This window comes from Spirosoma horti, assembly GCF_054776595.1.
In genome coordinates, this window is the sequence record NZ_BAAHBQ010000014.1 from 66602 (window position 1) to 78035 (window position 11434).

General features: G+C 49.5%; 13 protein-coding genes. All 13 read right to left on the bottom strand.

The features are described 5' to 3' along the window. Positions 1-256: 256 nt before the first annotated feature. A complete protein-coding gene (locus ACYVAM_RS30520; RefSeq protein ID WP_461073943.1) occupies positions 257-1762 on the bottom strand; it encodes a hypothetical protein in 1506 nt (501 codons plus the stop codon). After that, entirely contained in the window at positions 1746-2279 is a 534-nt protein-coding gene (locus ACYVAM_RS30525; protein ID WP_461073944.1) for a hypothetical protein, read from the bottom strand. Before ACYVAM_RS30525 ends, ACYVAM_RS30520 begins: the two co-directional genes overlap by 17 nt. Further along, complete coding sequence (locus tag ACYVAM_RS30530; protein ID WP_461073945.1) at positions 2266-2667, bottom strand: hypothetical protein; 402 nt, start codon at positions 2665-2667, stop codon at positions 2266-2268. The genes ACYVAM_RS30525 and ACYVAM_RS30530 overlap by 14 nt, the downstream gene beginning before the upstream one ends. 47 nt (positions 2668-2714) lie before the next feature. Next, the gene (locus tag ACYVAM_RS30535) at positions 2715-3143 is read right to left on the bottom strand and encodes a hypothetical protein (protein ID WP_461073946.1); all 429 of its coding nucleotides are present in this window, start codon (positions 3141-3143) and stop codon (positions 2715-2717) included. 63 nt (positions 3144-3206) lie between these two features. Further along, entirely contained in the window at positions 3207-3455 is a 249-nt protein-coding gene (locus tag ACYVAM_RS30540; protein WP_461073947.1) for a hypothetical protein, read from the bottom strand. 73 nt (positions 3456-3528) lie between these two features. Next, on the bottom strand, positions 3529-4254 hold the full coding sequence (locus tag ACYVAM_RS30545; RefSeq protein ID WP_461073948.1) for a hypothetical protein: 726 nt from the start codon (positions 4252-4254) through the stop codon (positions 3529-3531). An 88-nt stretch (positions 4255-4342) separates the two neighbouring features. Beyond that, positions 4343-5320: a hypothetical protein gene (locus tag ACYVAM_RS30550; RefSeq protein WP_461073949.1), complete on the bottom strand. Its 978-nt coding sequence runs from the start codon at positions 5318-5320 to the stop codon at positions 4343-4345. Positions 5321-5392: 72 nt separating this feature from the next. Continuing rightward, positions 5393-5830: a hypothetical protein gene (locus ACYVAM_RS30555; protein WP_461073950.1), complete on the bottom strand. Its 438-nt coding sequence runs from the start codon at positions 5828-5830 to the stop codon at positions 5393-5395. 10 nt (positions 5831-5840) lie between these two features. Then, entirely contained in the window at positions 5841-6608 is a 768-nt protein-coding gene (locus ACYVAM_RS30560; RefSeq protein ID WP_461073951.1) for a S49 family peptidase, read from the bottom strand. A gap of 185 nt (positions 6609-6793) precedes the next feature. Beyond that, complete coding sequence (locus ACYVAM_RS30565; protein WP_461073952.1) at positions 6794-7627, bottom strand: hypothetical protein; 834 nt, start codon at positions 7625-7627, stop codon at positions 6794-6796. Positions 7628-7663: 36 nt separating this feature from the next. Beyond that, a complete protein-coding gene (locus ACYVAM_RS30570) occupies positions 7664-10165 on the bottom strand; it encodes a hypothetical protein (protein ID WP_461073953.1) in 2502 nt (833 codons plus the stop codon). Beyond that, the gene (locus tag ACYVAM_RS30575) at positions 10162-10716 is read right to left on the bottom strand and encodes a hypothetical protein (RefSeq protein WP_461073954.1); all 555 of its coding nucleotides are present in this window, start codon (positions 10714-10716) and stop codon (positions 10162-10164) included. The genes ACYVAM_RS30570 and ACYVAM_RS30575 overlap by 4 nt, the downstream gene beginning before the upstream one ends. 157 nt (positions 10717-10873) lie before the next feature. After that, a complete protein-coding gene (locus ACYVAM_RS30580; protein ID WP_461073955.1) occupies positions 10874-11371 on the bottom strand; it encodes a hypothetical protein in 498 nt (165 codons plus the stop codon). Positions 11372-11434 lie beyond the last annotated feature (63 nt).

The window sequence follows — 11434 nt, forward strand, 5'->3', positions numbered from 1 at the left end:
CTCAAATTAGGTGCAAAAAAAAGTTGCACCCTCGAAACAGCTAAACGCGTTGATTATAAGGACGATTGCTCCTAAAAAAACAAAAAAACGGCCTCTTTTCTCTCTCTCGACCCCGCCCTTTAGCATTTTGGAAATTTCCAAAAAGCCAAATTTCCGAAAATATGAAAGGCCGGTCGAGCTCCCGAGCTTGACCGGCCTTTCGATTTTTTGATTTTCCGAACTCGTTTACTTTCCAAAAGCGAGCGAGCGGAGATCGTTAAAGGAGTGAAACGTCGAAATCGTTGTAGTTAACCGAGGAGCCTCCTTTCCGTTTCCAAATGATATAATAATCGACCGTATCGCTTAAGTGTGTCGCTCGCTCCTGCTCCATGCCTGAGCTCTCGCTCCCCTTGTCCTTACTGTAGTCGGACTTAAGCGGACTGTTCTCTATACTTATGATGGTCGCCTTGCACTTGTTACCATCTATCCTTACTCGAAAGAGGCTCGGGTCTCGCTCTGATAGTACATCGTTTATCAATACGAACTTGTCCTTATGAGGAGGGTTATAGTTGAGAGGGCTCACGGTAACGAGCCAACCCTCGGGCCGTAAAAGCTTCGCTACCTGGTCAAACATACTGTCGGTAGAACCCGCGCTTTTATTCTTCCCGTTTCTATCTCCGGTAAGAGTGACGTTTTTTTTACGATGGTTAAAATACTCGACTTTAAACCGAGCCGCTAAAGTCTGCGCCATAGTAAGGCCTTCGTCGGATTCCTTAACGAATAGATTATCGACTTGCCTCGAGAGCCCCTCCTCGGACTGCCATATCGTACAAGATGTAAAGTGAGCATTAAAGTCGAGGCTTACCTCGAGTTCCTGGTTACTATCATAGAACGGCTCTCCGTTATAGACGGTAGCCTCGAGCTCCTCGATGTCGGTCTCATCTTTTACGGCGTGTAAAGTATACTGGAAACTCGGATAAAATCCGTTAGGTAATTTTGAGATCCGTTTTCCCTCAACCTCGACTTGAAATTCGAGCCTGGTTAATTGCTTGCGTAAACGAGGTATATAATTTGGAGGTAAAAAGGCCTGGTTGTCCTTCGTCATTACCTCGAGGTAAAAGTAATTTTTTGGCTCCTTTTTGGAGAGGTCCTCAATTTCGTGAATCCATGCACCTTCAGGAGTCCAGGGAGGAGACGAAAAAACCGCTAACATTTGATGCAAACAGGAATCGAATTTCCCAACGTTTGCGCGTAATGTGGGTAAAACCACCTTTAACCAGGCCTTTTTAAAATTCAGGCCTTCGTCAATTACGTATAGGTCAAAGTTCGAGCCCCGGTTTTCGTCGGCCGAGAGCTTAAAACTTTCCATCTCGATAACGAATCCGTTCGGAAAGGAGATGCAGTTCTCCCAATTGTCAGGAGATTGGTAAGGCCGCTCAAAATGAGCAGGAGGCTCCCGCCAAAGGCAAAAGCAGCCGAGGCCGGTTTTGAAATCATACTCGACAATCCCCCACCGTAACCAGGCCGCTTTAATCCCGGCCGTAAGTTTCGACTTTGCTTTCGCTACGGTCTTAACGCCCCAACCACATCGAGCCCTCGGGAGCTCCTCAACGGCGTACATGAGAAAGTCTCCGAGGGTAACGGATTTCCCGCTCCCCCGGCCTCCGACCATTGCAGCGACCTCGTATTTATGAGTCGTTACGGCGTTTAGAAAAATGGCTTGTTTTTCGTTTACCTCGAGCTCGAGTTCGACCTCCTCGGCTGGCTTATTTGTCGAGTTCATACGTCGCGTTTTCAATTTCCCGAGGAGCCTCGGCAACCGAGCCGACATTCATCGTTTTTACTTTAATGGTGATTTTGGTCGGCCGTTTGTACTGGTCGGAGTTGAGCGTCGTTTCGCTGTTATAAGCTCCGTCGATTTTTGCGGCCTCTTTTAAGAGCAGAGCAGCCGCTCGAAAGTCCTCGGCCTCGATAGCCTTTCTATAGGCATCTCTGAACATTTCAGAATAGAGGTATTTTATACCGTCCTTATCCCTGGTCGAACGAACCTCGGCAAAAACGGCATAAGCGAGAGCGAGAATCTCCCGAGCGCGTCGGTCTTGGATGTGCTCCGACCGCTTAAGCATCGTTAAGACCTGCGAATCAGAATAGCCCTCCCGTAACCAAGTCCGGGTTAATTCGATTCGGTCGAAAACGTCTAGCTGAGCCTGTGTAAGCTCGGTTTTTTCGTCAATTAAATACTGTTGATAGATACTAAGCTCATCCTGTACCTTTTGCAAGTATTTGTTATGCTGTCTCATATTTCAAGCGGATAAGTTCAGTCTCGTATTCGTTATTTATGGCCTCGAGCCGAGCGAGATCGGCCTCCCAGGTTGGCCGGTTTTTGTGCTCGGGAGAGTCTTCGATTTTCTTTCGGTTTTTGGAGATGTTGACTCGGTTTTTTTGGAGCTCGACCTTAACCTCGGCCTCTGACATCCCGAGCCGAGCCTCGGTCGGCTTTTGGTCCCGCTCGAGCGGAGCTCTCCGAGGCTTTCCGTTTTCGAGCTCGAACCGAACATCTTTCCAGGCCTCCCGAAGCTCGAGGATAGCATCGACAATATTTTTACGGCCTTCGACATCCTCCTCGGCAAAATCCGAGAGGGTATTCGACAAAAGAGCGACCTCCTTATGCAAAGACTCTGCTCGCATAGAAAGCCGCTCTTTACGGTCCTCCTCGACTACTTGAGTCGGTTTACTTAGCTCGGAATCTCGTTTTTTTTTGAGTCCTCGGGCTCTTTTTCGGCCTTGTCTTTCGCTGCCAATGTAGCGGCCTCGGTCGCGTCTTTGGCTGCTTTCTGCTCGGTTTCGGCCTTTGTTTTCTTGTCTGCTTTGTCTGCTTTGTCTGCTTTGTCTGCTTTTTTAGCTTTTAGCAATGCCTCGAGTTGCTCGATGGATAAATCCTCGGCATCCTCTTTCGGAGCCTCGTCTTTGTTGGTGGAACCCGTTTCGGCTTTCTGGTTAACCTCCGGCTCGGCCTCCTCGGAAAGCACTCGCTCGGCCTCGGCCGCTTGTTCGTACTCCGATTGCGCATTCTCGAATGCGTGTTTTTTGCTCTCGCTTTTTGGGTCGGCTTTATAGTGCATTTCAGCTAATTGAGCCGCCGCTTTTAAGTGTTTTACTTCCATGTTGGTACTGAAAAAATGAGTCTGTTAGAAAAAAAATTAGAGTGAATTATCGGCCTAGCTGTTTTACTCTGCGTTGCCGGTCTTTTTCTTGGTTTGCTTGGTCGAGGCCTCCTCGGTAGTCGCTTTAGCCTCGCTTTCGCTCTCGGCTGGCGTTTCGGGCTCCTCGGTAATGGTCAGGTATTGGCCGGGATATTGCTTTGCAATGAGCTCGGCATCCTGCATCGGCATCGTTTTGGAAACGATAATATCTCGGCCTTTAAATCCAAAAACGAGCCGCTCGTCCGGGTGATGTAATTTGATAGTCTTTGCCATAGTTTTAAAAAAAGCCTCCTCCCATCGGAGGAGGCTTTCGAGTAAAATGGTGAATTTTTAGAGCCCTCCTCGATTAAGCGACCGAAACGCCTGGTAGTGTAACATCGTCTTTCAACGGCATATAGTTGTGCATATACCCGTCGTTTTTGGCCTTAAGCGTCCATTCCCGACGGTCTGAGCCTTTCGCTCCGGTTGTGTGCGTTACCTCGAATTGCAGACCTAAGAACGAAGTCCCGGAGATCGTAATTACTCCGTCGTTTAGGATGGATGCGGCAACGACCTCGGTATTAATGAGCTTTTCGATTGCGGCACATTGTTCTTTGTTGTAACCTGCGATTTTAACCTCGAGCGATTGCTCCCAGGATTGATAACCCGTTGCGCCTTTCAGAGCTCCGTCAAGCTTAAGCGAGTTGTCCGAAACCTGAACCTCGATAAAAGCCGTTGCTGGACTGTTAGCAGGAGCAGCAACCAATGTAGGAGCGACCGTAATTTCGCCCTCTACGATTTCGGTCTTTTTAGGCCACTCGGCCGAGAAATTGTCGGTAGCAATTAAGAACAGTCTCCGACCGCCCCCAGGGTTAATAGTTTGCTGTTTGGTACGTGGAATAGCGGCCAACGTAACGAAAGCGATTGCCTTCGTATCAAACAACTGAACACCCGTAACGTGGGTAAAGCCCATCGAAACGGCTGGAATCGAGGCAACCCCGAACAATACGCTGTCCGTTTCTACGGCAACCGCCGAGCCGATAAACAGCAACACAAAAGCGGCAATAATCGAATAAACCCCTTTAATCTTCATTTGTCTTTGTTGTAAAAATGGATTGATTGAGAAAATAGATACTACTAAAAGCGGAGAGCTCCGACCGAGCGGCCGGAGCTCGACTCGCTTAAACTTTGTCGTTAAGGAAAGTCAACTTTCCGAAACCGTAATCGAAACCGACCGACATACGGATGTTAATATCCCAGCCTTTTACGGTCTCAACGACTTTGAGCCGGTAAGCTGCGACATCCTCGTTACACACAAAAAACAGGTTCGAGGCCGGAGTAATAACCATCGTTTGCTTACCAGACAAACCGACATCGGCCTTAAGCGTAATATTGTCGTAACCGTCAACGGCTTTCATTACATCGTCAGGCCGGAGAACGCTCGAGAATTTCGCCTGTCTGCGACGGTTAACAGCGCGAACTAAGCCCGGAGCCAATCGCAGTTGCAAGGGAACATTCAAAAGAGCCTCGTTCGCGTTTTCGACAACCTTACACATTGCGAGAACCTGCTCGTAAGCATTGGTGTCGTCAATTGCGCCCGTAACGGCAAGCACGTTAGCGGATGGAATGTCTCCCTGAGCAGCGCGTCCGGCTGTCATTTTAGCCAATAGGCCGGTAATGGCGTAGATAGAGCCCCGGTTCGCTCCGTTCTTAACGGCTTTCCAGGAGGCAAGCGTCCGCAGGTTGCCCCGAGCGGTTTTAATAATCTCCGTAAGGAAAAAGACCTGAAACGGATTTGCTAAAACGTCTTTCTCCGAGCTCAATCCCTTAACGTACTGCAAATACGAGCGGTACATCGTTTGGATTTCACCAATGGTAAAATGCAAGTCGATGTCTACATCCTCAAAGGATGGAGTCCGAGCTCCAAACTTGAGCGCACCCTCGGCCGGGTCGAAATCATCCGAGGCCGCTTTCAAAACGTCCATTACCTCGAGGTTGATTAACGGGCTTTTGTTGTCCGTTACGAGCATCTCGAAATCTGACCGGAGCGAGGCCTCTCCGTCGATTAGAACGTCCGTAATGATGTCTTTACGGCCGTCAAAAACTTGCATTAACTCGGAGGGCAATTTGCTGAAATCGTACCCTTTAATTGCTGGCATTGTCGATAAAAATTAAAGTTGAAAAATGTTGTTTACTGATTTAAAAAGTCTTTGGTCGGCTCTCTCGGGTTGTTACTTGCCTCCTTTTTCTTTACGATATGTTTCCAGAGCATCGGCGTTGTAGTCCGACAAAGCCTCCGGCTCTCCATTTCGGTTAGATGCGTCCTCGGCCGGCAAATTCTTCCCGGCTGCTTTCTTGTCCTCAAACCATCCTTTGTACTGGTCCCGGTCGGCCTCCATCGTAAAGAGTTGGCCCTCGAGCTCCGTAATCCGGCCGGTATGCGTCTCGACTAGTCCCTCGGCTGTTTCGGCCCGAGTCGTTAAGGTTGAGACCGTTGTCTCGAAACCTGTAACCTGTCCCTCGAGCTCCGTAATCCGCTCGGCTGCTGCCTGAGCATCCTGCGAGAACTGGTTAAACTCCTCGGTTGAGAGCTTCTCCGAAATTGCCTGTTCGGACTTTCCGAATAGGGTTGCCACCATTGCGACAATTGTTGTTTTAACTGCACCCATAGAAAAAAATTTAAGTTGTTTTTGCTAGTTGAAGGGCTCTCGTAACGGCCGTTTGCAGGGAGCCCTTTCCATCGGCAAGGCCCATATTTAGCGCGTCCTTAACGCCGAACATATCGCCCGATGTCCATTCGTCGGAGGTTAGAACTCCGGCTCGGCCGCGTCTTACGGCTCCGTGAAACTCCTTTTTTGCGTTGTTAAGGCTGCTTTGAATTTTAGCGACCGTCTCCTCCGAGAGCGGCTCGATGCCGTTAAGCGGAGCTTTTTTCTCTGAACCATCGGAGCGGAAAATCCGAACGTCAATCCCGGCTTTCTCGAGGGCTCGAGCCTGGTTCGCGTAAATCATAATTACGCCAATGGAGCCAATCTCCGTAACCGATTGGTCCTCGAGGATAATGCCTCCCCTTGCTTGTGAGGCAATGTAAACCCCGGCCGAGGCACAAAATGGAGTCCAAACGACAACCGGCTTACTCATCGTGCGAACAGTCTCGGCAAATGCCCGGAGACCATCGACTCCACCTCCCGGCGTGTTCATCTCTAAAACGACCGCTTTAGAGCTCGGCATCCGGTCGGCTGCTTGCATAAGGCCGGTTAAATCCTCGTACCCCCACGAACAAGCTCCGTAACGGCTTAACGGCCCGATAATGGGAATAATGGGAACCTCTCCTCCGGTTCGTTTGGCGTAAGCATCGACATAATACTCGTAATAGCCGGAGGTCCCTGCTTGCGGCCGGTTATCCTCACGGCCACCCATAAACGCCGAGGGATGTTCTCCTCTCATCGAGGGAGGTATCGCGTCTCTCCCGGCTCGCAAACGTGGGACTATCACCTCCTGTAAGCGAGACGCGAAATTCTCCTCGAGCATCCAAAGGCCGGAAAGATTATTAAAAGATAAGCCTCTCATTTAAGTATCTGTTGTGATACAAAAATGAGAGGCTTACCTCCTGCTATAAAGGACTTGTTTGCTTAAGCGATTGCGGCATTAAAGGCCGTAATCATTGCGTTTAGTGCGGTTTCGTCGGCATCTGTCCAGGTAGAAAAGCCGTACCCCAAAAAGCGGAAAGTACAAGCCGTATAAACGGTTGCGACTGTCCGGTCGATGCTCCCCTCGAGCATTATCGTTGCTCCGCTTGTGCTCCAGGTATTTGATTGAACCGAACTATTAATTATAGCCGCGTTATCATAGAGCTTGTAAATGCCGCCCGATTGCCGGGAGGCACTCAACAAGCCGGTTTTGTTGGGGTCGTAACCATTCGGAGCCGAGATGCTGGAAATGCCCGTGTACGGCGTTATTTGGCCTCGGGTTTGGGTTTGGTTTTTCCGGCTTAACGTAGTCGAGAAATTGTTCCCGGTCGCGTTTGCGTTTGCGGCTAGTAAATATCGAGTCGTATCGGCCTCCGGCGTTGTATTCCAGGCATGAAGGTGAAACCCGTTAATATCTCCGTTAACCGGAAAATTACTAACGGCGCAATGCAAAGCGGCTGCATTAGGACTCCATCCGGCCGAGGTGTGAAACGTCGGACTATCGTTTAAATAAGTCGCCTGGTAAGCGGCCGTACTTAATTGAGGGTTAACCAGATTGAGCGAGTCGGCTAAAGCGGTCCCGGCGTAAAACAGCCGAGCGACTCCGAACTTTGTTATAAATCCGGCTTGTCTGAATGAAGCATAAAACGCCCGGATTGCGGCCTTATGCGTTGCGCTCGTAATGCCAGAGTTAGTAATGTACATCTCGGCTAGGTTAATATTTCCCAGGCCTAAAGCCGAGAAGTCGGCTCCTTTAACAACGATTGAAAGTCCCATTATACTGATTTTGCTTTTTTGTAGGTGATATAAAAATTAAAGAATCTGTTCAAAAATTGGAGTCCAGTTGTGGAGCGGGAGGTTAAGGCCGCTCGGTTGATAAATAACCGTATTCCCTTGAGAGTCCCGGAGACATCCTCTCGAGCCTTGCGTCCGGCCGGATTTTCCGAGCGTTCCATTAATGGCATAGGTTAATTTTGCCCCCTTAACGATTGCGGTCGAGCAAACGATTTTAACCGTATCCGGCCGGATAATTTCGACCGATGTGAGGGCTTGCTCGGCCGAGCCGATAAAGAGCCGAAAGCCATAGTTGCCCGGATTCGTTACCGTTACCGTGTCGAAAACGAGCGGGAGAACAGGCACATTAAACCGGAGCTCGAGGATGTTGCCCTCGATGATGTAATCCCGTAAATGGATAGGTTTCCAGTTAACCCCATCGACAACGATTCTCTTTTCGATGTATCCGGCTAAAGCTCCTACTTTAACATACTCGAGGCCGTTTGCGAGGTGTGTATCGTCTCCGTAATCATAGGGATACATCGTCGGCCCCATGTAGAAATTTTTCTCCGTAAGGCCGAGCTCGAGGAGGCCGAGGGCAATGTTTGGATACGCTCCGGCATTGTTATTGGCTTTATTGTGAAACGCCAACTGATACGTAAGGCATTTAAGCTCGTTTTTCTGGTTTGGGTTAACTGCGCTTAGCTCGGCCCAAAAGTCTTTTCTAAGCTGAATTAACGAGGCCTTGTAACTGGCTTTGTCGGAGTTGACGTTTTGCTCGCCTTGCATATATAAAAAGATCGGCATATTATACGTTTTCCCTTGCGCGGTAGCGAGTCGCTTTGCGTTGGAGATTCCGTCGATAAAGCGTTGATAGTTGGCCGTTCCTTTGGAGAGCTCTGCGATAGTCGCTCCCGAGAATCCGGGAGCCGAGGAGAGAATCTCGAGCCGCCTATCGGTCGCGTTGATAATAAACCCATCCGTTTGTAATTGCTGCTTAAACATCCGAGCGAGAGCCGAGACCGGAGCCTCTTGGATTGCGGCAACCAACGGAGCAAAAGAGTCGTATTTCGTTGCGTCGGCATCATAGCTCGCCATGTTCGGCCCTTTGTTAAAGCCGATAACATAGGCCTCGGGAGTCGTTGAAATTAACGGCGTTCCCAGGGCTCCGACCGACAAGCTTTGCCCGTAATCCGGTATGTGTAAAATGTCTGCCGAAATTCCCCCTTGTGTCTGTGCCGAGCTTGCGCTTACCATGCCGAGCGCGGTCCCTTTGCGGTCGAATCCTTGCCCGATGTTGCCCGATTCATCGACATAGTTAAAGGGATACAAGTCCAGTAAATCTGAGAAAATCGAGAGGTTATTCGCTTGGAGCGAACCGTCCGCTTTAACGCGAAAGGCCTCGACATTCCCGGCTTTTATAACGAGATCGTTTCCGGCTTGCTCAATCGAAAAGCCGCCGATTGCAATTTTGTTCGGCGTAATTTTATTGAGAAACAACTCCCCGAGCCGGTTCCAATAGGAGGCCACGTTCCCGGCTTCGTCAACAATCGGGAGGATATACTTTTCCGTTGGATTTGAAAATGTAGTCTGGGTGTCCGATTGGAGCTCCCCATCTTGACCGAGCCGGAAAGCCGAGAGCCCGTTTACTTTGATTGTAAGCTGTTGGGTTGCCTGGTTAACATCGAACGTGTATTGTTGAACGCCGATTTTTGAGCTAAGCAGTTGAAAGAATTGGACAACGTTGTCCCGGCGAACCTTAAACAAAACGTTTCCTTTATCATCGGCAAACGAAAGCAAATGATCGAAAAGAGCGTCCTCGGTCGTGGTTGTTGCTTGCGAAAAGCTTGTCTTTTCCGGCGTTACTGCCGAGGCTGCGATTTTGTCTCTCGTAGCGGCTCCGTCTCCTAGTTGGAGAGTCTTAATGCCTCCATCGGGAATACTGCCCCAAATGCCGACAACATCCCAAAGAGAGGCATCGAACGAGGCTCCCGATTTACCGTCGATTTTTCTCCGGTAAGTATTGCCGCCGATGAATACTCCATCCCGTTTTTTGTAGTCGGTGTTTGGTTGCCATGCTCCCCGCCAAATTAACCACTCCGGCCCTACTTCCCCCACGATAGCCGGGACAACCTCCTCGATTGTTGTTGAGTTGCTGAGGTAACGGATTAGAATATCGGGAGCCCCTTGCGAGGAGTGACTTAAGGAGGGCTCAATCCCAACAAAGACTAAAACGCCGTTAAGCTCCGTCCGGTCGAGCGTCGTGTTTACGAGCGTGTAACTATACCGTTTTCTCGATAGGGAGCCTTTGTCGGCATCGGTAAGCAAAATCTCGAGCTCGTTAACGTTCGTCCGGGTAATGTCCTGGTTAAGTTTCTTAACGACTGTAATCCCGGCATACGAAAGCTTAAGCTCGAATTGTTGGCCCGAAACATCGAGCGGATTGTCTCCGGCGTAAAAAAGAACTCGGAGCTTGCAAACATCCTCTTTAATTCGCTCGGCCACTGCGTAAGGTGTTAACGGCCTACTGATTGCGCTCATTGATAGTTGTTAAAATCTGCTTGGTAAGTAATCATTGAATACGGGAGCAAGGTCTCGAGGTCTGAGTCCTCGAGCATAAAGGCCGGATGCCAGTTCCGGCCGTAAAGGGAAAGCTTAACGGCGTTGATTGCGGCAATAGATCGACTAAGGAAAAGGTCGAGGCCTCGCTCGGGTTCTCCCGAAACGAACGTCTCTCCGTTAACGTCGGTGAAAATGGCAAGCCACCGCCGAGCCTGGTTTCGGTGCAAAAAGTCGAGGAGCTCGAGCTCGTTTTTGGGGAGGGTTGCCTCGATGGTCATTCCGTAAGCCGGTCCCTCCTCGCTCCGGGTTTGAATCTCCTCAAAGGAGGCTTGCCCGTTGGGAAATTTAATCCGGGTAATCTCGACATCCTCGGCAACCGGCAACCCATAGGCCGGAATCGTGAATGCTCTCCCCTGCGAGAAAAGCTCCGGGTCGAGAACGCCGAGAACCTGGTCGATTGGAATAAGCCAAAGTTGAGCAAGCCAACCGCCATTAACCCCGTTCGAGCATCCTAAAACTTTCGTGTCCATAGTACGAAAGTAGGCCGAGCCGACTCGAGCGAAAGGACGCAAATACGAGGGTTTTTGCTGATGTCCTAAGACGCAAAAAGCGGCCCTACTAGATGTAGAGCCGCTTTTTGGGGTAAATATTGGCCGGACTTTACCGGCCTAAACCGGACCTTTCACGTTAAGCCCGGACATAAGCCTCATTTGCCGGACTTTTTACGCTTAAATTCTTTTTATTTTTTTTGTCAACTCTCGACAAATAATCCCGGTAGATTTTGCGAACCGTCTCCCATTCGAGCTCGATGTCGGGAGAAATATCGTACCGAGCTAAAAAGTTTCGGATATACTGAGAGTAATCTCCTCCGGCTAAATAGTGAACGCTTCTCACTTCGCAAATGAGCGAGCGTCTGAAAATCTCATCTAATTGCCGAACTAAATCCGGGTATTTCTCGACTGGAACCTCATACGCTTTTTCGCGGCAATAGTAGGTAATTACGAGGGTTGTCCCGGTTGGTTTTTCGACCGGCATCGTAAAGGGAATTGACCGGCTTACTAGGTGAATCATTCGCCCGATTTCGTTCCACTTCTCAATGTGGACAACTCCGTCTTGACCGTCGAACTCGCCCTCGATAAACTTCTTTAAATACTTTGGAACGGATAAGGTTAATTTTTTGAGCATTGTAATGGTTAGGTGAAATCATCTTTCTAGCTCGGTAATGGGAGGAGCCTAAATATACGGCCC

Excerpts from the sequence above, each read along its gene's own strand:
- ACYVAM_RS30570 (WP_461073953.1), bottom strand. The coding sequence starts at position 10,165 with ATGAGCGCAATCAGTAGGCCGTTAACACCTTACGCAGTGGCCGAGCGA.
- ACYVAM_RS30575 (WP_461073954.1), bottom strand. The coding sequence starts at position 10,716 with ATGGACACGAAAGTTTTAGGATGCTCGAACGGGGTTAATGGCGGTTGG.
- ACYVAM_RS30545 (WP_461073948.1), bottom strand. The coding sequence starts at position 4,254 with ATGAAGATTAAAGGGGTTTATTCGATTATTGCCGCTTTTGTGTTGCTG.
- ACYVAM_RS30530 (WP_461073945.1), bottom strand. The coding sequence starts at position 2,667 with ATGCGAGCAGAGTCTTTGCATAAGGAGGTCGCTCTTTTGTCGAATACC.
- ACYVAM_RS30520 (WP_461073943.1), bottom strand. The coding sequence starts at position 1,762 with ATGAACTCGACAAATAAGCCAGCCGAGGAGGTCGAACTCGAGCTCGAG.
- ACYVAM_RS30540 (WP_461073947.1), bottom strand. The coding sequence starts at position 3,455 with ATGGCAAAGACTATCAAATTACATCACCCGGACGAGCGGCTCGTTTTT.
- ACYVAM_RS30525 (WP_461073944.1), bottom strand. The coding sequence starts at position 2,279 with ATGAGACAGCATAACAAATACTTGCAAAAGGTACAGGATGAGCTTAGT.
- ACYVAM_RS30535 (WP_461073946.1), bottom strand. The coding sequence starts at position 3,143 with ATGGAAGTAAAACACTTAAAAGCGGCGGCTCAATTAGCTGAAATGCAC.
- ACYVAM_RS30560 (WP_461073951.1), bottom strand. The coding sequence starts at position 6,608 with ATGAGAGGAGAACATCCCTCGGCGTTTATGGGTGGCCGTGAGGATAAC.
- ACYVAM_RS30550 (WP_461073949.1), bottom strand. The coding sequence starts at position 5,320 with ATGCCAGCAATTAAAGGGTACGATTTCAGCAAATTGCCCTCCGAGTTA.
- ACYVAM_RS30555 (WP_461073950.1), bottom strand. The coding sequence starts at position 5,830 with ATGGGTGCAGTTAAAACAACAATTGTCGCAATGGTGGCAACCCTATTC.
- ACYVAM_RS30580 (WP_461073955.1), bottom strand. The coding sequence starts at position 11,371 with ATGCTCAAAAAATTAACCTTATCCGTTCCAAAGTATTTAAAGAAGTTT.
- ACYVAM_RS30565 (WP_461073952.1), bottom strand. The coding sequence starts at position 7,627 with ATGGGACTTTCAATCGTTGTTAAAGGAGCCGACTTCTCGGCTTTAGGC.